This is a genomic window from Streptomyces sp. NPDC052107, from assembly GCF_040680215.1.
Classification (GTDB): Bacteria; Actinomycetota; Actinomycetes; order Streptomycetales; family Streptomycetaceae; genus Streptomyces.
Genome location: NZ_JBFAWG010000052.1, coordinates 1 through 24,250 on the forward strand (window position 1 = coordinate 1; position 24,250 = coordinate 24,250).

The 24,250-nt window shown below is 69.5% G+C and carries 19 protein-coding genes, 1 tRNA gene and 5 pseudogenes; 13 read left to right on the forward strand and 12 right to left on the reverse strand.

The window, feature by feature from the left end; translation table 11 throughout:
* Window positions 1-262 precede the first annotated feature (262 nt).
* Window positions 263-414, forward strand: a pseudogene (locus AB0M27_RS34015) (IS5/IS1182 family transposase); the annotation flags it as partial.
* Window positions 415-820: 406 nt separating this feature from the next.
* Window positions 821-1,882: a pentapeptide repeat-containing protein gene (locus AB0M27_RS34020; RefSeq protein ID WP_365727515.1), complete on the forward strand. Its 1,062-nt coding sequence runs from the start codon at window positions 821-823 to the stop codon at window positions 1,880-1,882.
* A gap of 683 nt (window positions 1,883-2,565) precedes the next feature.
* Here AB0M27_RS34020 and AB0M27_RS34025 read toward each other — a convergent pair.
* On the reverse strand, window positions 2,566-3,891 hold the full coding sequence (locus tag AB0M27_RS34025; protein WP_365727517.1) for a HAMP domain-containing sensor histidine kinase: 1,326 nt from the start codon (window positions 3,889-3,891) through the stop codon (window positions 2,566-2,568).
* A 153-nt stretch (window positions 3,892-4,044) separates the two neighbouring features.
* Here AB0M27_RS34025 and AB0M27_RS34030 point away from each other — a divergent pair, with 153 nt between their 5' ends.
* The 5 genes from AB0M27_RS34030 to AB0M27_RS34050 are packed head-to-tail and all read left to right on the forward strand — an operon-like array spanning window position 4,045 to window position 9,514.
* Window positions 4,045-4,701 (forward strand): hypothetical protein, encoded by a 657-nt coding sequence (locus AB0M27_RS34030; RefSeq protein WP_365727518.1) that lies wholly within the window; start codon window positions 4,045-4,047, stop codon window positions 4,699-4,701.
* A 5-nt stretch (window positions 4,702-4,706) separates the two neighbouring features.
* The gene (locus AB0M27_RS34035) at window positions 4,707-5,417 is read left to right on the forward strand and encodes an ABC transporter ATP-binding protein (protein WP_365727520.1); all 711 of its coding nucleotides are present in this window, start codon (window positions 4,707-4,709) and stop codon (window positions 5,415-5,417) included.
* Complete coding sequence (locus tag AB0M27_RS34040) at window positions 5,404-6,066, forward strand: ABC transporter ATP-binding protein (RefSeq protein WP_365727522.1); 663 nt, start codon at window positions 5,404-5,406, stop codon at window positions 6,064-6,066. The genes AB0M27_RS34035 and AB0M27_RS34040 overlap by 14 nt, the downstream gene beginning before the upstream one ends.
* Window positions 6,063-8,714, forward strand: coding sequence for an FtsX-like permease family protein (locus tag AB0M27_RS34045; RefSeq protein WP_365727524.1), 2,652 nt, complete (start codon window positions 6,063-6,065; stop codon window positions 8,712-8,714). Before AB0M27_RS34040 ends, AB0M27_RS34045 begins: the two co-directional genes overlap by 4 nt.
* Window positions 8,715-8,752: 38 nt before the next feature.
* Window positions 8,753-9,514, forward strand: a complete 762-nt coding sequence (locus AB0M27_RS34050) for a response regulator transcription factor (protein WP_365727525.1) — start codon at window positions 8,753-8,755, stop codon at window positions 9,512-9,514.
* A gap of 230 nt (window positions 9,515-9,744) precedes the next feature.
* On the opposite strand, the gene AB0M27_RS34055 is transcribed toward AB0M27_RS34050, so the two are convergent.
* Genes AB0M27_RS34055 through AB0M27_RS34065 form a run of 3 tightly spaced genes read right to left on the reverse strand, consistent with a single transcriptional unit; the run spans window position 9,745 to window position 12,970 of the window.
* Window positions 9,745-11,019: a hypothetical protein gene (locus tag AB0M27_RS34055; protein ID WP_365727527.1), complete on the reverse strand. Its 1,275-nt coding sequence runs from the start codon at window positions 11,017-11,019 to the stop codon at window positions 9,745-9,747.
* A 38-nt stretch (window positions 11,020-11,057) separates the two neighbouring features.
* Window positions 11,058-12,326, reverse strand: a complete 1,269-nt coding sequence (locus tag AB0M27_RS34060) for a HAMP domain-containing sensor histidine kinase (RefSeq protein ID WP_365727529.1) — start codon at window positions 12,324-12,326, stop codon at window positions 11,058-11,060.
* Window positions 12,317-12,970 (reverse strand): response regulator transcription factor, encoded by a 654-nt coding sequence (locus tag AB0M27_RS34065; protein WP_055705962.1) that lies wholly within the window; start codon window positions 12,968-12,970, stop codon window positions 12,317-12,319. The genes AB0M27_RS34060 and AB0M27_RS34065 overlap by 10 nt, the downstream gene beginning before the upstream one ends.
* 174 nt (window positions 12,971-13,144) lie before the next feature.
* On the opposite strand from AB0M27_RS34065, the gene AB0M27_RS34070 reads away from it, so the two are divergent.
* Window positions 13,145-13,483: a DUF1801 domain-containing protein gene (locus AB0M27_RS34070; RefSeq protein WP_365727531.1), complete on the forward strand. Its 339-nt coding sequence runs from the start codon at window positions 13,145-13,147 to the stop codon at window positions 13,481-13,483.
* Between the two features lie 117 nt (window positions 13,484-13,600).
* Window positions 13,601-13,785 (forward strand): annotated as a pseudogene (locus tag AB0M27_RS34075) (IS630 family transposase); the annotation flags it as partial.
* Window positions 13,786-14,009: 224 nt separating this feature from the next.
* Here the strand turns inward: AB0M27_RS34075 and AB0M27_RS34080 are convergent.
* A pseudogene (locus AB0M27_RS34080) lies at window positions 14,010-14,569 on the reverse strand (hypothetical protein); the annotation flags it as partial.
* 254 nt (window positions 14,570-14,823) lie between these two features.
* Here AB0M27_RS34080 and AB0M27_RS34085 point away from each other — a divergent pair.
* The 3 genes and pseudogenes from AB0M27_RS34085 (at window position 14,824) to AB0M27_RS34095 (ending at window position 18,120) form a co-directional block, all read left to right on the forward strand.
* Window positions 14,824-15,213: a hypothetical protein gene (locus AB0M27_RS34085; RefSeq protein WP_365727533.1), complete on the forward strand. Its 390-nt coding sequence runs from the start codon at window positions 14,824-14,826 to the stop codon at window positions 15,211-15,213.
* 33 nt (window positions 15,214-15,246) lie between these two features.
* Window positions 15,247-15,969: a hypothetical protein gene (locus tag AB0M27_RS34090; protein WP_365727535.1), complete on the forward strand. Its 723-nt coding sequence runs from the start codon at window positions 15,247-15,249 to the stop codon at window positions 15,967-15,969.
* A 925-nt stretch (window positions 15,970-16,894) separates the two neighbouring features.
* A pseudogene (locus tag AB0M27_RS34095) lies at window positions 16,895-18,120 on the forward strand (IS110 family transposase).
* A gap of 135 nt (window positions 18,121-18,255) precedes the next feature.
* Here the strand turns inward: AB0M27_RS34095 and AB0M27_RS34100 are convergent.
* Window positions 18,256-18,417 carry a hypothetical protein gene (locus AB0M27_RS34100; protein WP_365727537.1) on the reverse strand — a complete coding sequence of 54 codons (162 nt, stop codon included), beginning with the start codon at window positions 18,415-18,417 and terminating at the stop codon, window positions 18,256-18,258.
* 185 nt (window positions 18,418-18,602) lie between these two features.
* Here AB0M27_RS34100 and AB0M27_RS34105 point away from each other — a divergent pair, with 185 nt between their 5' ends.
* Window positions 18,603-18,752 (forward strand): hypothetical protein, encoded by a 150-nt coding sequence (locus AB0M27_RS34105; RefSeq protein WP_365727538.1) that lies wholly within the window; start codon window positions 18,603-18,605, stop codon window positions 18,750-18,752.
* Between the two features lie 401 nt (window positions 18,753-19,153).
* Here the strand turns inward: AB0M27_RS34105 and AB0M27_RS34110 are convergent, their stop codons facing one another.
* From AB0M27_RS34110 to AB0M27_RS34135, 6 genes and pseudogenes are all read right to left on the reverse strand, one after another.
* Complete coding sequence (locus AB0M27_RS34110) at window positions 19,154-19,720, reverse strand: Uma2 family endonuclease (RefSeq protein ID WP_365727540.1); 567 nt, start codon at window positions 19,718-19,720, stop codon at window positions 19,154-19,156.
* Window positions 19,721-20,182: 462 nt separating this feature from the next.
* A tRNA-Arg gene (locus AB0M27_RS34115) sits at window positions 20,183-20,258 on the reverse strand.
* A gap of 240 nt (window positions 20,259-20,498) precedes the next feature.
* Window positions 20,499-20,729 carry a hypothetical protein gene (locus tag AB0M27_RS34120; protein WP_365727542.1) on the reverse strand — a complete coding sequence of 77 codons (231 nt, stop codon included), beginning with the start codon at window positions 20,727-20,729 and terminating at the stop codon, window positions 20,499-20,501.
* A 293-nt stretch (window positions 20,730-21,022) separates the two neighbouring features.
* Window positions 21,023-21,496, reverse strand: a pseudogene (locus tag AB0M27_RS34125) (RHS repeat domain-containing protein); the annotation flags it as partial.
* A 269-nt stretch (window positions 21,497-21,765) separates the two neighbouring features.
* Window positions 21,766-22,209 (reverse strand): hypothetical protein, encoded by a 444-nt coding sequence (locus AB0M27_RS34130; protein WP_365727544.1) that lies wholly within the window; start codon window positions 22,207-22,209, stop codon window positions 21,766-21,768.
* A gap of 383 nt (window positions 22,210-22,592) precedes the next feature.
* Complete coding sequence (locus AB0M27_RS34135) at window positions 22,593-24,209, reverse strand: IclR family transcriptional regulator C-terminal domain-containing protein (protein WP_365727546.1); 1,617 nt, start codon at window positions 24,207-24,209, stop codon at window positions 22,593-22,595.
* Between the last annotated feature and the right edge of the window lie 41 nt (window positions 24,210-24,250).

Sequence of the window (24,250 nt, forward strand, 5' to 3'; positions counted from 1 at the left end):
ACGCCACCGACAACGACTGAACACAACCGCAACAGACACCACCTGGGTCAGGATTCAACCGCCCAAAGTGGGTCAGCGTTCAGCCGCCGCCGACACCCCCCAACAATCAGCGAACCGCCGGTCAGGTGGCCTTGCTCCGGTTTTTCACTCGAAGAGGCTCGCCTCGACCTACTGGGCGGAGGCATCGTCCGGCGATGCCTCGCCATCGCGTCAGGCAGTTGATGCAGTGCTCGACGGTGTTGCGCTGCTCGTAAGTCCTGGTCGGCGGTTGGGCCGGTGCCGCTGGGTCGTGGAGCGAACCGTGGCCTGGCCGACTGGTGCCGGCGCCCGCACTGTCGCTATGAGCGCAAGCCTGAACACCTCCTGGCATTCACGGATATCGCGGCGGCCCTCATCCGCCACCGCCGACTCTCCAAACCACACCCACCCTCGGTCCAGCAGTCAGGACAGTCCGTCAACGGCGGCGGCTCGGGGAAGGCTCGATAGCCGTCGAGCCAATCCGTCAGCCACTGCCTCAAAGTGAACCGCTCCGGGAAGAAACAGCGCTGCTCGCAGCGGGCGTTCGGTTCCCAGCCCCACATGCGGCCTTCTGGCGTGCTGAAATCGACGAACCACCAGACGGCACAGACGAGCGTCATCAGAGGCACCGTCTGGCGCGGGGGATGCGGCTGTTCCGGCTCGGCTGGTCCGAAGGCGCGTGCGAGCTGGAGGAGCGAGGGGCCGATCCTGCGACACGCGCTGCATGCCTCATCCAGTCTCGGCTGACGGAGAGCCCGACTCAGTAGCGGACTTGCCCCCAAGTGCGATGGAATCACGACGCATGCACGCCAGAACCTTCTTTGGGAACCGCGTTCGCCGAGTTCGCAGCAATCGCGCTGCTCCTGCAGCCCTCGGAGTGCTGTCGCTCCTGGGCGCGATCCTTCTGGTACTGGGGCCCCTCTCATGGCTGATAGCCGGGGATACGGTCCGCACACTTCATGGCAAGGAACGCGCTGACGCACTCACCGCGGTGCGTCAGACAGTGCTGGCCGCCGTGGCAGGCACGTCGGTGCTGATCGGTGTCGGGTTCACGGCCCGTACTTATCGTCTGTCTCGGCGCGGGCAGGTGACGGAGCGATTCAGGTCAGCCATCGGCCACCTGGCGTCGGACAAGCTTGCGGAGCGTTTGGGGGCCATCTACAGCCTGGAGCACGTCATGGCTGAGTCGTCTGAAGAGCACAACACAGTCGTGGCAGTGCTTGCAGCGTTCATTCGCGAAAACACCAAGCAGGACGGTCCACCCAGTCACGGACAGGGAGCTCCGGACGGGCTGCGAGACCTGCCGGCCTGGGCAACCGAACCTCCCGCAGACATCCGAGCAGCAATCGACGTTCTAGCTCGTCGACCTGAAAGGCCTGAGCCACGTCGCGTCGACCTTCGTTCAACCACCCTTGTGGGGCTTGCTTTGCGGGACTTTGAGTTCAATGCCCCACCTCGCCTGTCGAGGATGTTTCTCACCTGGGCCGATCTGCGACGCGCTGATCTTCGTGGCGCTGACTTGACCCGAGCGATCCTCAATGGTGCTCAACTCTGCCACGCTCGGCTCGGCTCCGCCCGCCTCGACCACGCCCACCTCAGCGACGCCGACCTGCGGTGCGCGCGCCTTGACGGCACTATCCTGCTCGGCGCGTACCTCGCCGGCGCAGACCTCAGGGACACCCGCTCACTGTCTGCTGAGCAGTTGTCAGGCGCTTTCATCGACGAGACATCCCGGCTGCCCTCAGAGCTCGCCACCGATCCTTGGATCATCGCTAGGGTGGCGGACTGCCAGGCATGGCGGGAGCGGCACGCCTCGAATGAGCCGCCCCCACCACCGACGCCCAGACCCCCAGAGCGCTCGTAGTGACTATCGCTACAGTCACGTCTTCCGCGGCGGCCCCGTGTCAGGCGCGCCCCCGCGTGAGCTGATGACCAGGATGGGCCGCAGCACACCCCGCGCGGCCCTGATCTCTCAGCACATGGTCATCGGCTGTGACCGTGAGATTCGTGGATCGGCTCGATGACTCGCAAGGTCAAGGAGCGCCTGGTGCGAGCCCGTAGCGGACCTCGTGGCACGTGTGTGGCACGGCCGTGTTCATAGATAAGGGGCCAGTTCGAGGGGATCACGCCCCTGAACTGGCCCTTCTCTCTGTGCCCCGGCAGGATTCGAACCTGCGACACCCGCTTTAGGAGTGGGATCGAATCCTTGCCGGGTCGTGCGTGGCGCTGCCGTGTGATGCTGTCTCGCCTGGTCAGCGTCACGCGGCTGTGTGCTTCATCCGGCTCATGGTGGCCTGTGCCGGCCGGACAGTCCGCTCACGCATCGCGCACGCACGTCGGCATCGGTCGGCAATGCCGGAGCGGGCCTCCCCGTCGGGAAGGCCCGCTCCGGCGAGGGCACGGCTGCGGGACTGTCAAGCCCGGCGGTATCGCAGGTCCACCGTCTGTGCGGGGTGGCCGTCGTGGATCCGGGCCCACCGGACCGGCTCGACACCAGGGCAGGCGAACAAGCCACACCCCGAAGCCGAGCATGTCGGAGAGAGGCATTCATCTGCAGGCCGGTGCGTTGCCTTCGGAGCCGGCCCCGCGGACCGGGACGAGGAGGGTGAACGTGGCCGGAGCCCTTCTGGTGAGGGAGAGCCGGCCGCCGATGGAGTGGGCCAGTTCGGAAGCGAGGGCGAGTCCGATGCCTGTCCCGTGGCCGCCGCCGGTGTGTCCGCGGTCGAACAGCTGCGCTGGCTCGCCCTCCGCGGCTCCCTCGTCGCTCACGTCGAAGGCGAGGGCGTCGTTCAGGTCCCGCACCACCAGTCGCGCGGTTCCGCGTCCGTGCACCCGTGCATTGTCCAGCAGGACGCCGAGCACCTCCGAAACGGGGCCGCTGGGGACCAGGACATCCGCGGGTGCGTCATGTGTGCCGCACTCCAGGCGTCTGCCGTCGGCGGCGAACAGGCCGTGCCAGTGCTCCCGCGTCTCCAGAAGGAGGTGTGCCACCGCAATGTCCCCGGCGGCCGGGCGGGGCCGGTCCGGGGAGCGGGACAGTCGCAGCACTTCCTCCACGGTCTGGTGGAGGCGATGGGTGGTGTCCAGTGCCTCGGTCAGGGCGGGACGTAGCCGGGCGTCGTCGTCCTGGGCGAGGCCCGCCTCCAGAGTGAGTTGCAGGCCGGTGAGCGGGGTGCGCAGCTGGTGGGAGGCGTTGGTGGCGAAGTCGCGTTCGCGGCGTAGGAGTTCGGACAGGCTGCGAAGCATCGCGTTGTGCGTGCGGGCCACCTGATCGATCTCGGCGATGCTGCTGGGGGCCGCCCGCGCGTTCAGGTCCCCTTCGGCGACGGCCCGGCAGTGGCGGGAGAGGTCCTCCAGCGGGGCGGCCAGCGCCCGAGCCTGCCGGCGGGCGACCAGTACCGCGATGGTCAGCGCGACTACGGTCACGCCGAGTAGTACGCCCCACGCAGCCAGGACCCGGTCGCGTACGGCGTCAGCGGGGGAGGACGCGCGGACCACGCCGATCACCCGCTCGGCGTGGGAGACCGGTACGGCGGCGACCAGATCGCCGCCCGACTGCCCCCGGACCACCTCTCCGTCAAAGGCGCGGCGGACCGGCGCGTCCGCCATCCCAGGGCCGCTGCCCGCCCGCTTGGCCTGCTGCGGGTCGTACAGGCCCAGATGCCCCCCTGTCGGCGCCCTGGGCAGTTCCACCGGGTCACCAGTCGCGTAGTCCGGGCTCACCCGTACGGCCGCGGCGAGGGCCGCGCGTTCCAGGGTGTCGCGCTGTCCGGCGTACAGGGAGGACCTGATGGCCAGGGCCAGGGGGACGGCGAGCAGGACCACGGCGACCAACGCGGCGGTGAGGGCGACTCGCACCACGCGCTGTCTCATGCCCTCATCATGCGGCGGTTCGGCGGGGCGCGTGGGGCTGGGCTCATGCTTTTGCCGTCGTCTAACCCTCGGCGAGCAGGGCGTTAACCGGCCGCTTCCTAGCGTGGGTGCCATGACCGTCCGGTCCGCAGGACCCCTTGGAGGGCAGTGGTGATGGCAGCACACGCACGGACGTCCGCGACAGTCGGGCTGGTGCTCGTCGCAGCGGTGACCGCGGGCTGTTCCGGCTCCGGCACGCACTCCGGTTCTGGTTCGACGACGCCATCACCGCCGGCTTCCTCGGCGCGTGTCGGAAACGGGCAGAACAACCCGGCACCCGCTCCCACCGAGTCCAATCCGCCCGGTGACATCCCCGACAACCAGGTGTACGTCGTCTATCGGCCGGCCGGTGGGTCCTTCTCCGGTTTCACGGTGAAGGTGCCTGAGGGCTGGGCCCGTACCGAGCAGGGCGGCAACACGGTGTTCACTGACAAGTTGAACACCGTGAGGATCACGGCGGTCTCCGCGTCCACCGCGCCCACGGTCGACTCGGTCACCAAGACGGTTGTCCCCAAGCTGCGCTCCCAGGTGCCGAAGTTCGCCGCGCCGAAGGTGTCGGAGGTGTCTCGGCACGCGGGCCGTGTCGTCCGGTTGACCTATCAGGGTGACTCGGCGAAGGACCCGGTCACGGGCAAGGTGGTGCGCGACGGGTTCGAGCGGTATGCCTTCTACAAGCCGGGCCACGAGGTGGATCTGACCTTGTCCGGCCCGGTCAACGCCGACAACGTCGACCCGTGGCGGATCATCAGCGACTCCTTCGCCTGGCGGTGAGCACCATGGCGTCCGAGCCGGTGCTGGCTGCCCGTGAGCTGTACCGCTTCTACCGGGCCGGCGAGGAGGAGACGCTCGCGCTGCGCGGAGTGTCACTGCGGGTCGGGCGGGGCGAGACGGTGGCGGTCGTGGGTCCCTCGGGATCCGGCAAGTCCACCCTGCTGGCCTGTCTGGCCGGGCTCGACGAGCCCTCCGGCGGCGAGGTCCACGTGGACGGCGTACGCATCAGCCACCGGCCGGAGACCGAGCGGGCACGGCTGCGCGCCCGGCACATCGGCGTACTGCTGCAGACCCGCAATCTCCTGCCGCATTTGAGCGTGCGGGACAACGTCCGCCTGCCGCAGCGCGCCGCGGCCCGTAAACCCGTGACCTCGGCCAGGGAGCTGCTGACCCAGGTGGGCCTCGGCGAACGGATGCATGCGCTGCCCCGGCAGCTGTCCGGTGGCGAGCTGGCCCGGGCCGGGCTGGCCGTGGCGCTGGCCAACGCGCCCGCTGCCCTGCTGGCCGACGAGCCGACCGGCGAACTCGACGGAGAGACCGAGCGGGTGGTCCTCGCCATGCTGCGGGAGCGGGCCGCACAGGGGTGCGCGGTGCTGATCGTGACGCACAGCGCGGAAGTCGTCCGGAGCGCGGATCGGGTGATCACGCTGGAGGACGGCAGGGCCACCGACGCCGCCCGTCCCGCGGCGCAGGGGGTGCCCGATGTCACGGGATGAAGCGCTCGTGACCTGCACCGACGCGGCTCTCACCTTCGGCAGGGGCACACAGGCGGTCGTGGCCGTACACGGCGCTGACCTGGAGATTGGGTCCGGCGATCGGCTCGCCGTCGTCGGCGCCTCCGGGTCGGGCAAGAGCTCGCTGCTGCATCTGCTGGCCGGGCTCGAGCAACCCACCAGCGGCACGGTGACCCGGGCCGCCTCCCTGGGGCCGTACGACATCGGTCTGGTCTTCCAGGGCGACAGCCTGATCCCCGCGCTCAACGTGGTCGAGAACGCCGCCCTGCCCCTGGTCCTCGCCGACCGGACGGAGCAAGAGGCCCGCCGGGCCGCCCTCGCGGCGCTCGCGCTGGTGGACGCGGCCGATCTGGCGGACCGGCTGCCCGAGGAGATCTCCGGTGGTCAGGCCCAGCGGGTGGCCGTGGCCCGGGTGCTGGCCCAGTCCCCGCGCCTGATCCTCGCCGACGAGCCCACCGGCCGCCTCGACCACGCCACCGGCGGCCGTGTCCTCGACGCCCTCCTCACCGCCGCCGACCACACGGGCGCGGCCCTCGTCGTCACCACCCACGATCCCGCCGTGGCCGCCCGCCTCACCACCCGGCGCGCCATGCGCGACGGCCAACTGCTCGCACCTGAGGAGGTGCCATGATCGGCTCGTGGACGGCCGGCCTCGCCCGCCGCCGTACCGGACGTCTGCTGGCTGCGCTGGCCGGGATCGCCCTCGCGGTCGCCCTGGTCGCCGCGCTGGGCTCTTTCCTCACCGCGTCGAAGGCGACCATGACCCAGCGTGCCGTGCGCTCGGTCGCCGTCGACTGGCAGGTCCAGGTACAGCCAGGCGCCGACCCCGGCGCGGTAATGTCCCTGGTCCGCAAGGCGCCGGGAACCCGCGCCGCCCTGTCCGTCGGTTTCGCCCACACCACCGGCTTCACCGCGCGCGTCCAGGGCAGCACCCAGACCACAGGCCCCGGCATGGCCCTCGGCCTGCCTGACGGCTACCGCGCCCTCTTCCCCGACGCCATCCGCACCCTCTCCGGCTCCCCGACCGGCGTCCTGCTGGCCCAGCAGACCGCCTCGAACCTGCACGCCGCTCCCGGCGACACCATCGCCGTCCAGTTTCCCGGCATCGGGCTGAGGCCGGTGAGGGTGGACGGCGTGATCGACCTGCCCCAGGCCGACTCCCTCTTCCAAACCGTCGGCGCACCCAGCCAGTCCCAGCCGACCGCACCCCCGGACAACGTCGTCCTGCTGCCCGCCGCCAGGTTCGCCGCGCTGACTCGGGGCGCCTCCGCGGTCACGACCCAGATCCACGTGGCGCGCGACGACGCCCGCCTGCCCTCCGACCCGGCCGCCGCCTTCACCGCGGTCACCCGCGCCGCCCACAACCTGGAGGCCCGCGCTGCGGGCGCCGCACTCGTCGGCAACAACGTCGGCGCCGCCCTCGACTCCGCCCGCCAGGACGCCCTGTATGCCCAGATCCTCTTCCTCTTCCTCGGCGTCCCCGGCGCGGTCCTGGCCGCCGCGCTGACTGCCGCGGTCGCCTCCGCCGGCGGTGAGCGGCGCCGGCAGGAGCAGGGCCTGCTCCGGCTGCGCGGCCTGCGCCCCCGCCAGATCACCGCCCTCGCCGGGCTGGAAGCGGCGCTGATCGGTCTCCTCGGCGGCTTGGCCGGACTGGGCGTCGCCGCGCTGACCGGACGCCTCGCCTTCGGTGCCGCTTCCTTCGGAGCGGGCGCGGGTACCTGGGCCGCCTGGTACGGCATCGCATTCGTCCTCGGCGCGGTCGTGGCCGCAGGAGCCGTTCTCGTCCCGGCCCTGCGCGACCTGCGCACGGTGACCGTCGCGGAAACCCGCAAGGAGTCCGGCGCCCGCAGCACACGAAACCCCCGGTGGATGCGGTACGGCCTGGACTTCGCCCTCCTGATCGGCTCCTGGCTGGTATTCCGCGCCTCCTCCGGCAACCAGTACGCCCTCGTCCTCGCACCGGAGGGCGTGCCCAGCATCTCCGTGTCGTACTGGGCCTTCCTCGGCCCCGCTCTGCTGTGGATCGGCGCCGCCCTGCTGCTGTGGCGGCTCACGCTCCTCGCCCTTACCCACGGCCGCCCCGCCCTGGCCCGGCTGGCCCGCCCGCTGACCGCGACCCTCGCCGGCATCACCGCCGCCACCCTCTCCCGGCGCCGCCGCCCCCTGGCCCGCTCGGTGGTGCTGCTCGCCCTCGCCGTGTCCTTCGCGCTCTCCACCGCCGTCTTCAACGCCACCTACCGGCAGCAGGCCGAGGTCGACGCCCGCCTGACCAACGGCGCCGACGTCACCGTCACCGAACCACCCGGCGCCCGAGTCTCACCCAGTGCAGCCGGCTCGCTGAAAGTCTCCGGCGTACGGCACGTCGAACCCCTCCAGCACCGCTTCGCCTACATCGGCTCCGACCTGCAGGACCTCTACGGCGTCCGCCCCGACACCATCGCCCAGGCCACCTCCCTCCAGGACGCCTACTTCGCCGGCGGTACCACCCAGCAGCTCATGCGCAAGCTGGCCCAGCGCCCGGACAACCTGCTGGTCAGCGTCGAAACCGTCAACGACTTCCAGCTTGTCCCCGGCGACACCGTCAACCTGCGCATCCAGGACGCCCGCACCAAGGCCCTGCGCACGGTCCACTTCCACTACGCCGGCATCGCCAAGGAGTTCCCCACGGCACCGAAGGACAGCTTCTTCGTCGCCAACGCCGCCTACATCGCCAAGGCGACCGGCAGCGACGCGGTCGGCGCCTTCCTCCTCGCCACCGGCGGCACCCACCAGAAGCAAATCGCCGCGCGCCTGCGCTCGCAGCTCGGCACCAGCGCCACCGTCAGCGACCTCACCCAGACCCGCGGCACTGTCGGCACCAGCCTGACCTCCGTCGACCTGGCCGGACTCACCCGCATCGAGCTCGCCTTCGCGGTCCTGCTGGCCGCCGGAGCCGGGGGACTGGTCCTCGCCCTCGGGCTCGCCGAACGCCGCCGGACCTTCGCCATCGCCACCGTCCTCGGCGCACGCACACGCCAGCTGCGCGGCATGGTCCTCACCGAGGCCCTCCTGCTGGCCGCAGGCGGCCTGGCCGGGGGTGCCGTCATCGGATGGGCGCTGTCGGAGATGCTGGTCAAGGTACTTACCGGCGTGTTCGACCCGCCGCCCGCCGCTCTGGCGGTGCCCGGCGTCTACCTGACCCTGACCGGACTCGCCGCCTTGATCGCCGTACTGGCCGCAGCCCTGAACGGCATCCGCGGTGCCCGGCGCCCCGCGGTGGAGGAACTCCGCGACCTGTGAGCCCGCCTGCAGGGGACCGACCTGTCTACTCTGTTGCCATGGGCACGCCTGCCACAGCGGACCGCAGCCGCCTGCACATCCTGGTCGTCGAGGACGACGACACCATCGGACGCCACCTGGAAACCGGCCTGCGCGTCAACGGCTACGCCCCCGCCTGGAGCCGCACCGGCGCCTCGGCCCTGGCGGAGACGGACCGCACCGCATACGACGCCGTTCTCCTGGACCTCGGCCTGCCCGACCTCGACGGACTGGACCTCGCCCGCACCCTGCGCGCCCGCTTCCCCGACCTGCTGATCGTGATCCTCACCGCCCGCACCGACGACATCGACGTCATCGCCGGCCTGGACGCAGGCGCCGACGACTACCTGGTCAAGCCCTTCAGCCTCACCGTCCTGCTGGCCCGCCTCCGCGCCCACCTGCGCCGCCAGACCATCACGTCGCAGCCGCAGCCCCCACTACGACTCGGCGACCTGGTCATCGACACCACGTCCCGCCGCTGCACCCTCCACGACACGGACGTCCCGCTGCGGCCGAAGGAATTCGACCTCCTCGCCCTGCTCGCCCGGAACCCCGGCACCGCCGTCTCGCGCGAAACGCTGATGGCACAGGTGTGGGACGAGAACTGGTTCGGCCCCACCAAGACCCTGGACGTCACCATGGCCGGCCTGCGTCGCCGTCTCACCCAGGCCGCCGAGGAGTCCGCCCGCCCTTGCCGGTTGCCTCACATCACCACGCTCCGAGGGCATGGCTACCGCCTCGAGCGCTGCGGCTGGAGCGATGGGGCCGGGACGAAGAGCTGACTGGCCCTCGCCTGTTCGCGCAGTAGGGTCTGCACTCATTCGGCCGACGCCATCCGGTCAGCGACCGCCCCACGAGAGTCTGCGGACATGCCCGGGCTGCCGCAGGCGGCCCCGGCCGCACTGCGGTGTCCGCAGCTCGCCGGCGTGTGCCGAGGAAGCGCGGTTCTCTGCGCCGCCTCGGCACACTGAGCCCGTCGGCCGGGTGGGCTGGCCGGGCGCTGTGCGGTCTGTCAGCCCATGTCCGTCAGGAGGGCGTTCAGTTCCTTCTCCTGCTGCGCAGGCGACATCGGCGGGTTCGAGTGATCGATGCCGAACGTCTTGAGCACCTTGTCCATCTGGGCGTCGATGGAGGTCCAGCCGGTCTGGTCCAGCGGCTGCAGCGAGGCCTGGTCGGCGTCCCACAGGTCACGCAGCGACTGGGCGGCCGCGTGCGCGCCGGTCGCGTTCCCCGAGCGTGCGTCCTTGAGCGAGGTGGAGGCGAGGGTCCGCAGCGCGCCGACCTTGGCGGGCGGGAACTTCTTCACCGCCTGGCCGGGAGCCATCTGGACGGCGGAGGTGTTGTCGGTCTCCGGCGCCGGGCCGACGTGCGGCTGGCCGTGGGCCCAGACCAGCAGGCCCGCGGTGGCGACGGCCAGCAGTCCGAAGCCGGCAAGCGCGGTGCGCTCCTTGCGCGGATTGCTGGTGGCCGGTGCGGCGTGGGTCGCCTCGTGGGTCTCGGTCACGTCCGAGCGCGTCACCGTCAGGTAGACCACCGTCGCCAGGATCAGGCCGAGGAAGATCAGGCTGGTGGTGAACGTGCCCAGCGCGAGACCGGTCGGGTCGCCCGGGTTCTGGGCGACCTTGGGGGAGGCGAGCCAGTCGCCGATGTTCGCGCCCAGCGGGCGGGTCAGGATGTAGGCGAGCCAGAAGGACAGCACCGGGTTCGCGCCGAACCTCCACAGCGCCGTGATCGCCGCGATGAGGCCGAGCGGCAGCAACACCGAGACGCCCGGGCTCCAGCCGGTCAGCTCCAGAGTCCAGTCACCGGTCGCGGTGCCGAGCGCGAAGGTGACCAGGACGGTCAGCCAGTAGAACGACTCCCGCGAGAGCGTGGTGACCGAGTGGATCGACAGCGTGCGCTCACGCGCCCACCACACGCCGAAGACCACCGCGAGCAGCACCGAGAAGACCGCGGAACTGATCCACAGCGGCACGTTCAGCTGGTCGGTCAGGATGTCCGTGTACAGGGTGCCCGTGACGCTGACAACGACCACGGTCAGCCAGTAGGGGAACGGAACGTACCGCTTCAGCCGCAGCTGGACGGCCAGAACCACCACGAACACCGCGGTGAAGATCCAGGCCGTGTTCACCAGGCCGACGCCCAGCTTCATGTTGATCCAGTCGGCGAAGCTCTCACCGACCGTCGTGCACAGGACCTTGATCACCCAGAACCAGATGGTGACCTCGGGAACCTTGTTGAGCATGAGCCGCCCGCTGCGCGTGCGTGCTTCCGTTGTCGTTGTCATGCGGTGAGGTTTACGCGGCGAACCTGCACGCAACCTGACTACGTGGCCGCACGCGCGGCCGGGAGCGTCACCTCGACGTGACCGCGGCCGTCCGCGATCGCGCGGACCTCCACACCGGCCGAGGCGGCGATGCGCCGGACCACCGGCAGCCCCAGCCCGTACCCGCCGCCGCCGGTCACACCCGCTTCGAAGACCCGGTCGACCTCCGCGGGATCGAACCCGGGGCCGTCGTCCAGGACATCGACCACGATTGCCTCACCCTGGACGCGCGCGGTGATCCACACACGTGACCGCGCATGCCGCAGGCCGTTCTCCAGCAGGGGCGACAGCAACGACACGGCGACGTCGGCCGCCACGGCGACCTCGGCCTTCGCGGGAAAGGCGACCTCGACCGCGCGGCCGGCGATCGCCTGCCGTGCGGCGGAGCGCAGATCGCACCGGGTCCCCTCGTCTGTCCGTGCGCGCGCGGCGCGCAGAATCGTCGTGATCGCCGCATCGAGGCGGTCGACCTCGCTCAGCACCGCCTCCGGCGGCACCGGCTCGCCGGACAGCTGCGCCAGCTGTGCCTCGGCCCGCAGGACCGTGAGCGGTGTCCGCAGTTCGTGGGCGATCTCATCGGTGAGCCGGCGCTCGTCCGCCAGCGCGTTGTCGACGCGCTCCAGGAGATGGTCCAGGGTCCGCCCCAGTTCCCCGAACTCGTCGCGGGGGACCCCGAGGTTGAAGCGGCGCCCGGGTTCGTGATGGCCCCAGTCGTCGGCGAGGGCGGCCATCTCGTGCACGACCCGCAGCGCGCGGCGCACCACGAGGTGTGCGACACCGCCGGCGAGGAGGATTGCGAGGCCGCCCAGTATCAGCGACAAGGTCAGGCTGCGCTGCTCGGATGTCTCGTAGGGCGTGAGGTCCACCCGGACGATCACCATGACGTGGTGGCCGTCGATCGGGACCTCCCGCGTGTACAGGAGGTAATCGCCGACCGACGCGGTCTGCGATCGCCCCGAGTCCGCCAGCTTCTCGACGCGATCGACCACGCTCGGCGGCACGTTCCCGTCGATCAGGCGGCCGTCGGCATACACCCAGGCGACCTCGTCCAGCGCCTCGCTGCTGTTCTCCGTCAGTACGACACGGCCGCCTTTGGCGGTGACGTTCGCCGCGACCGCCTCGGCGCGAGTACGTGCCAGATCGCGCGCGTCGGCGTCCGTCACCCGGCTCAGCAGCACGTGCGAGACCACGACCAGTATCGCCACCACGGCGGTGGCGATCAGCACAGTGAGCGCGACGACGCTTCTGCGGAATCCCGTCACTGCCATCGGTAGCCCACGCCGCGGACGGTCGCCAGACGCTCGGCCACACCCAGCGGACCGAGCTTGGCCCGCAGCCGGCGCACATAGGAGTCGAGGGTGTTGTCGCTGACCTGCGCCCCGTGCGGCCAGCCGGCAGCGATGAGGGCGTGGCGGCGTACCGCGTCGCCCTGCGAGGCGATCAGGCGGCCCAGCAGCCGGAACTCGGTCGGGGTCAGGCTCATGCTCACCGAATCGTAGGTCACCACGTGCTTCGCCGGATCGAGGACGACCTCGCGCGGTGCGGGCGCCACGGTGGCCCGGCGCAGCAGCGCCCGGACGCGGACCAGCAGTTCCGGGATGTCGAAGGGTTTGGTCATGTAGTCGTCGGCGCCGGCCTCGAAGCCGCCCACCTTGTGATGCAGGCCATCCAAGGCGGTGAGCATCAACACCGGCGCGTCGACGCCGCGAGCCCGGAGGGCCAGGCAGACGTCGCGCCCGTCGGCGTCCGGGAGCCCGAGATCCAGGACGACCAGATGGGGCGCCGGTGCGAGCTGCCGCAGCAGGCTGTCGGCCGTGGCGGCGACGGAGACGGTGTGGCCGTCGTGCTCCAGGGCGCGCTTGAGGACGCCGCGGACCGCCGCGTCGTCTTCGCACACCATGATGAAAGCCACGTGCTGACCCTAGATACTCCCGTCCCAGTTCTCCATCTGCCCTGGTCAGCCGCCTGACGGTCGGGAGCAGGCCGCTGGTGCCGCGCGCCCCTGCCCTGCCATGAAGCCGCGACGGTCGGGCGCGAGAGGCCGAGCCGCAGCAGCGGTGTTCGCGGGAGCACCACAATGGGTCGCATGGACTCTGTACAGGAGTACGTCGACTCCATTGCGCCAGGTCACCGTTCGCTCTTCGACCGGGTGAGCGGGCTGATCCTGGAGGAATTCCCGCAGACGAGCGTGGCGCTGTCCTACGGAATGCCCACCTACCGGGTCGAAAAGCGCAGGCTGCACATCGGTGTCTGGCAGCACGGCGTCTCGATCTACGGGTGGGGAACGGACCGCGATGGCGGCTTCAGCTCCCGCCATCCCACGCTCATCAGTGGAAAGGCCACCATTCGGCTGCGGTCCACGGACATGGCGGCCGTCACCGACGATGAACTGCGCGCTCTCATCCGTGCCGCGCTGAAGCCCTGACCGGGGACCCGGCCCTGCACGCAGGCACAGCCAGGCGGGCCCTGGATGGCCCGACCGCGTTCCGCCCTCGCGGTTGAATGTGCGGTGACGTCCGTTGGTCTGACCGTTGGGGGTGTGGTGGCACAGCCTGTCCGTGTCCGCAGGTTGACCGACCAGGAGGGGCAGAAGCTGCAGCAGATCGTGCGCCGGGCTAGCACCACTTCGGTGCGGTTCCGGCGGGCGATGTTCCCTGCTCGCCGGCAGGGAACCGGGTCCCGGTGATCGCGAAGCTGGTGCAGGCGGACGAGGACACCGTCCGGGACGCGCACGAACGGCTTCGGCGATGCTCGTGCCGGTCCGCGGGGTGGGACGGCGTGAAGACGGACAGGCCGCGAACCCGATTTCATTGATCGATCACTCATCGGTCCCGAACGGGCTGTTCGCAGTACGTTGTTCTTAGCGCGCATGATGGCGGTCCCAGACCCGTGGTGGCGAGGATCTGGGACCGTGTTGATCGTCTTCGGACCGCAGCCAGCGTGTCCTATCCGATCAGTGGTTCTGCGGTCACCGCATCGCCCAGCCGGCCGTGTGCGATGCCCGTGTCCACGATGAGTTTCGGCTCGTCGAAGTACGTCACCCACGACGGGTCCTGGTCGCTCGCCCGGATCCGCTCGAAGTGGCGATGGGCTTCGCCGATCGCCCGGTGCGTGCCGTCCCGGTTGCCGAGTGAGGCGTGTGCGAAGGCTTCACGCATGGACAGCATCGACAGGACGCGCGGGGTCGTCCCCTGGGACGACCGGGCCTGGTCCTGGGCGCCGACGACGAGGGCCAGGGAGTCGGCGGGCTTGTCCTGGTAGGTCGCTTGCAGGCTCATGCAGGCGAGCACGTTGGCCATGAACTGCCAGTCGTCGATCTCCTTGGCCAGCTTCAGGGATTCGGTGAAATAGGCACGGGCCTGGTTGTACTGGCGGGCGTCGAAGTAGGTCCAGCCGGTGAGGCGGGCCAACTCGGCCGCGATTCCGTACAGGTGGTTCTGGATGGCTGGTGGCCGGTACGGACAACCACTCGGAGAAGGTCGCCTTCGACTACATGAACGACCTGCGCAACGCGGGCAAGTACTACGACGGTTCGAAGAACGGCAGCGGCAGCCAGTACCTGTGGCAGGACGACAAGGGCATTCTTCCCAAGAAGGGGATGTGGCACGGCCCCAACGGCGACCACGTCGCGGCCGGCGCCACCGCGGACTTCATCAAAGTCACCTGGAAGAACGGCAAGATCGTGAGCGTCGACACCTGGGACGCCACGAGAGCAAAGCCAAGGTGTTCAACCCGGGAAATACCGCGGACACCATCTCGAACAAGATGAACGAGAACAAGGGCCAGACCCAGAACGTCGTCTACGTCGCCAAGAGCCAGGCCGAGGCCGAGGCGATCCGGGACAGGTTCGTCGGCAACAAGAACGTCCGGGTAATTTGGCCGGACGGGTCCTTCGACACTCAGCGCGTGCAGCCCCTGGTCCGCAAGATCCCCGGCGGGACCATCACCATCACGCCGGGCGAAGCTCCGCAGAAGGCTCCCACCCTGCCCGAAGCGCCGTCCGCGCCGAGGTCGGGCGCGGGGTCGAAGCTGGGCAAGGCCATGGGCGTCTTCGGAGTCCTCGGCGACCTGGCCATGTTCTGGGACATGGCGCGGGACGTGCAGCGCGGCTGCGGTGGCTGGCTGGCCGATTGCGTCACGCCGCAGGAGGCGTGAGGCGGAGAACGAGGAGAGAGAGCCACAAGGGCCATGGCGAAAGAACGAGTCACCGTGTGCGTCCCCCGGTGTGCCCCGGGCGATGTGCCCGAGGCGATCGGTGCCGCCATCGCTCCGTACGACTACAACCGCCACTCCACCCCCGGCGAGCCGGAGATGGAGACCTGGTGGGACTACTGGCGGATCGACGGAGGGGGCTGCGAGTTCCTGGTCGTCGCGGGACACGAGGACGACCCGCGCCTCATCCGGGCAACCCACACGCTCTCCGGAGAGGCGCGCGACCTGCCGCCCTCGTTGTGCGACGGCGGCCCACGGGGGCTGCTGGATCTCGAAGCGCCGCGCGCACAGGCGGCCGCCGAGGCGCGCCGCGCGTTCGAGGCATGGCAGGAGTTCGCCTCCAGGTACCCGCCGGTGCACCCGGCGAGTCACTTCTGGGCCAGGCATTTCGCGGACCCTGAGGGCTACCCCAGGATCCAGGCCGTGGAGGACTACCGGACCCAGCCGGCACTGGTCGCGCTCGCGGACCGGCCGGAACTCGAGGACCTCGTGGGCGGCGACCCGGCCGCCCGCCTGGTGGGCGACCTCGGCGCCCACATGAGGGAAGTCGCTGACCAGACCCTGCCCACCCACGCACTCCTCACCCTGGACGGCCGCTGGCTCGCGATCGCCGGCCCCGAGCAGCGCCGTTACTTCAACGAGTACCTCGATGCCCTGACGCCGGACACGATCGTCGTACGGGTGCTGTACCACGGGTGAGGGGGGGCGGGCGACGGCCTTCGGCCGGAAGTACGACGCCAGAAGGCTCTTCGGCCCCGGCCCACCCCCGAAACGCAGGGGTGGGCCGGGGCCGAACGGCACATCACCATCAGTGATGCCCGCTGTGCGAGCCCGGGACCTCAGTCCTGGGTGGTCGGCTTCGTGATCAGAGGCTTGCGCACTGGCCCAGCCTCGCACCGGTCATGGAGTAGTCGACTGAGGTCAGCTGCGGTCGTCGAAGCGGTGAGCACCGCAGACTCCTCGGGGGCGCCAAAGGTCCCACACTGAGCAGGGTGCCGGGGCCTTCGGCCACCTGCGCGGTCAGGCTGCCTGGTCCGCGGAGCACAGGAGCGGCCCGAGGCACTCGCGCTCTCAGCTTGGGAAGCGGCGGCGCTTCCAACCTGGAAGGGCTTTTGACCTGGGCATCTGTGCTCTCTGCGGGCTCGTAAGTGCGAGGTCGCACCGCTGTTGACCCTTGTTTCCCGCCCTTACGGGCACGGTGCCGCGCAGTGAGGGGATCAGGGGGCCGATTGGTTCCGGCCGGGCTGAGGTGGCCCAGGTTGGGAGATCGGCTACCGGGGTCGTCGCGACTGCACACGGATTGCTGTGCCTGGGCGTTGTCGTGCGCGTCGGGTGGCACGGCCCTGAGGTTAGCCGTGTGCTGGGGCCGCCAGCTCTCTCACGGGGGTGTGCCCGAGGTGGCCCTGCCGGAGGGGGAAGAAGTCGGAGGGAGAGAGGCGTCCAGCGTTTCCACGGAAGATCGCGACGACGTTTCCACGGAGGACGCTGCCTGACGGCCCGTTCCCATTCGTTCCCATGCAAGGCCAAAAAGCCCCTCGGAGGGCGTGAGCACTGGATCCATTAGGGAGCGTGCCGTGTCTTCCGCGGCAGCACGATAGGTGAACTACGTGACCGGGAGAGTGCGTTGCTGCTGATAGGCGATGACTGGGCCGAAGACCACCACGACATCGAGGTCCAGGACGAGACCGGCCGGAAGCTGGCGACCGCCAGACTGCCCGAGGGCTGGAAGGCATCGCCAAACTCCACGAACTTGTCGCGAAGCACGGCGGTGACCACCTCACCCCCGGCCAGGTGGTGGTGAGCATGGAGACTGACCGCGGCCCATGGGTGCAGGCCCTGCTCGCCACCGGCTACCAGGTCTACGCGGTCAACCCGAAGCAGGCCGCCCGATTCAAAGAGCGGTACGGCACCTCGGGCGCCAAGAGCGACAAGGGTGACGCACACGCGCTCGCCGACATGATCCGCATCGACCGTGATCAGTTGCGGCCGATTGCCGGGGACACCGACCAGGCCCAGGCGGTCAAGGTGGTCGCCCGCGCCCACCAGAGCCTGATCTGGGAGCGCACCCGCACCTTCCAGCGCCTGCGTTCCGCGCTGCGCGAGTACTTCCCCGCAGCCCTGCACGCCTACGCCGATCTGTCCCTGACCAGCACGGACGCGATGGAGCTGTTGGTCAAGGCGCCCACCCCGCAGGCCGCGGCGAAGCTGACCCGCACGCAGATCACCGCTGTCCTGGCCCGGCATCGCCGCCACAACCGGACCGCGAAGGCGGCCACGATCCAGGCCGCACTACGTGAGCGGCACCTCAGCCTGCCCGAACCGGTCACCGCCGCCTACGCGGCCACAGCCACCGCACACGCGCGGCTGCTGATCGCCCTGAACGAGCAGATAGCCGAGCTTGAAGGGCAGGTGAAGGCCCATTTTCTCGCGCATCCGGATGCTGAGATCTACCTCTCCATGCCCGGCATCGGCGCCATCACCGGCGCCCGGTTGCTCGCCGAGTTCGGGGACGACCCCACCCGCTACACGTCAGCCAAGGCGCGGAAGAACTACGCCGGCACCAGCCCAATCACCCGGGCCTCCGGCAAAAGCCGCTCCGTCCAGGCCCGCTACGTCCGCAACAACCGCCTCGCCGACGCGCTGCAAACCCAGGCGTTCTCCGCACTGAACGCCTCCCTCGGAGCCCGCCGCTACTACGACAAGCAACGGGCCCGCGAGGCCGGCTACAACCCCGCCCTCCGCCAGCTCGGCAACCGCCTCGTCGGCATCCTCCACGGATGCCTCAAGACCCGAACGCTTTACAACGAAGCGACCGCTTGGTCGCACCACGCCCACCCCCATGCCGCTTGACATCAAACGACATGGGGTGTCTGACCAGGTAAATCGGTCAGGGGCCGTTCTCGTGAGCGTTGTCCGCCGGCGACCGCTGTTCCCCGCTGTTTTCCGACCGAACGGGCACGGAAGGGGCATGTCGACTGGCCATCCCTAGACTGCGAGCAGCCCGGCGAGCGTCAAAGCTGCCACCGCAGAGAAGACCCGCCGCTTCCTCCAGCCCGGTCCCGAAGCCTGGCGGGTCAGCTCCCAGACGCCCACCAGACCGCCACCAAGGCCCAGCGCGCTCCGCAGCAGGAAAACGGTGGTGTGCACAGGGAGCCTCCAGGGACCTTCGAACGGAGTGGAAGGCTATCCCTGGTGGTGGTCGCGTGGAAGGCCAGCCCCGGTTTGGAAGCCTCTGACCCTCTCGATGCGAACTACGGGCACGAAGGTCGCTGAGGCCAACTGGCACTGGCCTGGTCACGGGTTGCGTCCACGGAATTTCTGGAGATCGCTTTGTGGAGCCGCTCGAACCCCGCTGGCGCCATCCCCTGCAGTCGGCCCCGGTGCGGCTGCACGACCTGCGGCACTGCGCCGTAACCCTGTCGCTGGCCGTCGGCCTGCACATGAAGGCCATCCAGACTCTGCTCGCCACTCCTACTCGCTGACTGTGCGCTCGCTTTGGTTCCGCGCACCTCCCCGGTACGGCGAGACGCCCACAGGAAGCGGAGGAGACGCCCGACGTTCCCTCGAAAGACGGCGAGGTCTGCCGGACGGCGCGTTCCCATTCGTTCCGTGGAAGGTCAAAATGCCCCTCGGAGTAGATCCCGAGGGGCATTTCTGATGCTCCGATGCGGTCAGAGCTGGTGCCCTCCGGCAGGATTCGAACCTGCGACACCCACTTCAGGAGTGGGATCGGATCCTTGCCGGGGGTGCCTGGCGCTGCCACGCGGTGCTGTTTTCCCTGGTCAGAACGTACGGTGAACCACTTGATCCGACTCATGCCGCCCTGCACCGGGCCGTGCGCTCACGCATCGCTCACGCGCTGCCGACTCTGAGCAGCGCGTGGTCAGACCTGACCGAGGTCGATCTCCACCGGGAAGGGGGCCGCTACCTTGAGGACGCCGGTGAACACGTCTCCGTCCCGGTAGGTCTTCGTTGCGGGATCGAGAAGGTATGTGTACACGAGAGGAACGCCTGTCGCGGCCTGCTCGATCCGCCAGTAGAAGCCGATGCCTGCCTTGGCGTACTGGTCGACCTTCACGATCCGGTCGGTGGTCTCCGAGCCCGGCGACACCACCTCCGCGACCAGCAGCACGTGCTCGGGGCGGGTGGGGGTGATGTCGATCGTGTCCGCGCGGTACACGACGACATCCGGGCGGCGATTGGTGAGCGGGACGTCCTGAAGCCGGACGTCGAAGTCCGTGTCGGCGTTCCACTCCGGGCCCGCGGCGCCGTCCAGGGCGTTCGCCAGAATGCGGGCCAGCCGGTTGTGCCGCTTGGACGCACTCGGACTCACGACGACCATCCCGTCCACGATCTCGATACCGGCGCACTGCTCCTCGGACCAGGACTCGTACTCCTCCGCCGTGATCTGCTCATGCATCCACGCCGGGGCCACCATCTCGGCCGTCATGAAGCACCTCCTGGACGCTGTGCTGCGGGCCCGATCCCGCTGGGTTCAGCGTAGTGTCTGCCATCCGTCCGGGACGCTGATGTCGCTCGCGCCCCCTCCCCGTCGGCCGGCATCCGACCAGCGCGCCCACGCCGAGTGAGGAACCGGCGGGGTGGACTCGTCACCAGGAGTTTTACGCTGCTGTGTCACCTGGTGCGGACAGCAGCCTGAGTCAGCAGGCGCCTTGGGCAGGGTGGTCGACGCGGCTGCTGAGGGTGCGGCCGTGCCAGCCCCAGATCTCGGGGCCGGAGGCTCCCAACCGCTGCGCCGACTGCGTGAAGGCCGAGGACGAAACTGGGGGAGCAGCGTTCCCACGGAGGACTCTGCCTGACGGCGCGTTCCCATTCGTTCCCATTGAAGATCAAAAGGCCCCTCGGAGACGACTCCGAGGGGCCTTTCTGACGCATCGTGCCTGGTCAGGCATGGTGCCCCCGGCAGGATTCGAACCTGCGACACCCGCTTTAGGAGAGCGGTGCTCTATCCCCTGAGCTACGAAGGCAGGGATGTGTGGGCAAAGGTGTTTGAAATCCGCCCACATCGGACGGATCCCGACCCCTGAGGGCCCCAGACATCCACAGGGCGCCCCACCAGAGTGGTGCACCGCGCACAGTCTAGCGGTTGCGGCAGCGCACCGAGGCGCCATGCCCTGCTGTTGTGTGGTCCCGCCCCTGTGTGCCGAGCCCCCTGTATCGGCCGGCGGAGCGTGTCGTGCGGTGACGTGCACCGACCGGCCCAGTAGCTACCGTGTCCGGCGGGTGATGCCGAGGGCCACGGAGTTCTTGGCCCAGGCGTACCCGATGTAGATGAGCAGAGCGCCGTCGGCTCCGTACGCGGGGATCCGTCGGAGGCGGTGTGTCTCATCCAGGGTGGAGAATCCGGATTCGCTGTCCTGGCGGAACCCGATGAGGCGTTCTCCGGCTTCGGGGCCTGGCGGAATGATTCGGAGGTGCTCGGTCCTGTTGAACCTCATGCGCTTCGTCCTTGGATCCAGCGGTCTATCTTCCTGAGTTTCGTAAACTTGAATTCTCTCCACGTGAGGACCGTTTCGACAGTGCACCTCAAGGACGTGATAAAAACGACTCTCTACGTGGTTCCCGTCTGCCGAGTCGACGATGAGCCGATACCTTGTGGGTCGGTGATCCCGGTTGACTCCTCAGCCCACGTCCCCCCAAACGGCTTGCAGGTCCTTGCAGCGGACGGTGATCGACGCGTCAGTGAGCGCGATCTCGTGCACGCAACCCCTGTCTTCGCCCGGGAGGATCTCGTCGAGGAGTCGGCCAGGCACAGGTCATCCCAGACGAAGTCCGTACGGTCGGCCACGGAGCCGTCGTCGGCGACCCGGTGTTTGGAGATGCGTCGCCCGAGCGGGTCGTACGCGTACTGCCACTGAGTTCCGTCTGGGGCGATCACCTCCGTGAGACGGTCCTCGGCGTTCCACGTGTAGGTCCAGGTACGGGTCTGGCTGTTCAGAAGCTTGCGGGTCCTGCGCACGAGGCGGCCTTCGCCGTCATGCTCATAGGAGGTGCGACCGGCCGAGCGGACGAGCGTGCCCTCGAACCGCAGCTCACCGGGTGTCTCATGGGCAGGCGACGCGGCGTGCGTCAGGTTGCCCGCTGGGGCGTACGCGTACGTCTCGCTCCAGCCGTGGGCGCGCGTCCGGGTGACGCGGCCCATGCCATCCAGGTCGAAACGACGGGTGCCGGAAGTCAGCTCCCGGATTTCGGTGAGGTAGCCGTCGGATGCCCTGACCGGCCGCCTTTGGCACGCACCGGCCGGAGGACCGCCTGCCGTGCCGGCCACACCTTCTCGATGGCCCGATCCTCAGTGCTCGCCGATACCAGCACGGCGATCTCTTGCCGTCGAACGACGGAGCCATCGGCATGCCGCCGATTTTTCGTGCTGCTTCAAGCTCAACTCCGCCGACGGTTCGAGTGAGAACGATCCCGATTGCATGTGCGGGCACGGACCCTCCAGGGCTTCGTGCTTCGAAATATTCCTCAGCTGTCTTAGTGGAGAGAGATGGGGCCGTCTGGAAGCCACCCCTCCACATAGCCCGATACAAGGAGGACGAGGCCCTCCGGCGAGATCTCGCGACTGAGGGATTTGAGTTCATCGAGCCCCCACCTGGTGTGCGTCGGAGAAATCATCTGGACCGAATCGGAATCCTCGGAACTGATCCTCACGATGAACACTTGCGAAATGGTGTGGCGGTCATGCTCCCAGCAGTCGAAGCCCCGTGTTTCGCGAACTCCGTAAACAGATCCAAAACGGGGCTTGGTGATGCGAAATCGCTCGGCGAGGTAGTGAGCGGCTCCGTCTCTGAAGTCGGTGTCGGGGGCAAGCAACGTCTGGGGGACGGTCCAGCCGCTGCAGCAGCCGCCACACAGCATGAGGCGGTCCTGGTCGTCCAGGAGGAGCAGGTGAACGCGGCGGTCGAGGGGGGTGGGCACACTGCAAGGCCCAGATAGCTATTCAAGTAGCAAGCACTGTGCCGTCCCATGGGTGAGACCTTCACCCCACAGCGTCAGATGCCTGCCGCCAATCGGGGGCCCTGTCATCGCCAGGTGCACAGGTAGCGGTGCACCACGGCAGCGTTCTGACGAGTGCGACGCATGTCGTGAACTGCAAAAACACTGCAGAGACGTTTGGGATCCTGCGCTGCAGCGTTTGGGGGCGTCGCATGGCACCAGGCCTGAGCTGCGACGACGGAATTTCCCACAGATCCCACGAAGGCACGAAGGCACGAAGGCATTGCTCGATCGGTGGCGACGAGGCCACCGTCGACCGTGTAGCGGGTGGGCCCGCCCGGTACAGCGGGCTGTGGGAGTGAGGGTCAGGATGCGGGGATGTGGGTGAAGCGGGAGGCCGTGTGGAGGTCTGACTCGATGTGGGCGGCGGTCGTGCGGAGGGCGGGGAGGACGTCGTGGACGCAGTCCTCGAGGGTGCGGCGGGCCGCGTGGGTGGCGATGTTCAGGGCGGCGATCGTTCGGCCGGACCGGTCCCGTAGCGGTACGGCGATGGATCGTAGGCCCGACTCCAGTTCCTCGTCGACCAGGGCGTATCCCTGGGCGTGGACCTCGGAGAGGGCCGGGGGGAGGGGGCGGTTGGTGTCCGCGAGGAGGACTCGGCCGAGGGAGGTCTCGGCGGCGGGCAGGCGGGCGCCCACGGTGATGTGGACCGTGAGGACGCGGCTCGCGCCCGCTCCGGCCGTGTACTGGATCTCCGTGCCGTCCGGCGTGAGGACCGCCAGTGCCGTCGGTTCGTGCAACCGGTCCGCGAGGGCGCGGAGGTGGGGCTCGGCCAGACGGGGGAGTGTGGTGCGGGACAGCGGCGGGAAGCCGAGGTCGAGGACGCGGGGGGTCAGGGCGAAGGTGCGGTCGGGGAGCGCGCGCACCAGGCCCAGGTGTTCGTGGGTGAGCAGCGCGCGGCGGGCCGTGGCCCGGGCCAGGCCGGTCGCCCGGGCCACCTCGCTCAGGGACAGCGCCGAACGGCCCTCGCCGAAGGCGGCCGGCACGGTCAGGCCGCGCGCCAGGGACTCCACGAAGTCCCGGCCCAGCTCGTGCTTGGACGCCGTCGTCCAGGTCGCCAGGCCCGAGGGTGGTGGGCCGGGCTCGGGCGGGGGAGCGGTGCGCAGCTCGGACTCCATCGCCGCCACGGCCGTACGAAGGCGGGGCAGGAGGCTGGTGCGCAGGTCGGCCGCGGAGTGCCGGCTGGTGTGGCTGACCACGCTCGCCACGCAGGCCAGGCGGCCGGTGTCCGGGTGCCGTACGGGCACGGAGACCGCGACCAGGCCCGGTTCGATCAGCTGGTCGTCCACCGCCCAGCCGTCGCGGCGTGCCCGCTCCACCCGTTCCAGGAAAGCCGAGTCGTCGGCGGGCAGCCGTCGTGGCGGTACGGCGGGGAAGGCCGCGTCCGTCGGGTCCGCCGCGCGGCGGGCGCGCCAGCGTGTCCAGTCCGGCTCCGCCCACTCGGTCGCGAACAGCGGGCCCGGCGCGGTGCGTTCGGCCGGGAGCAGGTCGCCGATGCGGAAGCTCACGGACAGCGCGCGGCGGCGGGTGGCCTGGTGGATGAAGCGGATGCCGTCGAGGTCGGCGACCGCGAGCGACACCGACTCGTCCAGTTCGTCGGCGAGCGCGTCGGCGTGGGCGCCGAGCAGCGCGGGCAGCCGCAGGGCGGCCAGGTAGGCGTTGCCCAGCTCCATCACGCCGGGGGCGAGGACGACGTCCCGGCCGTCGAGGCGGACGTAGTCCATGCGGGAGAGGGTCGCGGTGATGCGGTCGACCGTGGAGCGGGCGAGGCCGGTGGCCCGTTCCAGCGCGCTGGGGCTGAGCGTGCCGTCCGCGTCGGTCAGCCGCCGCAGCACCCCGACCCCGCGCAGCAACGGCCCGACCGCTTCCCCCGCTTCGGCACGGGTGTCGGCATCCAGTGCGGTCGCACTCTTCGCGGGCATCGGCTCTCCGGTACGGCATACGGGCACGCCTACGGTAAACC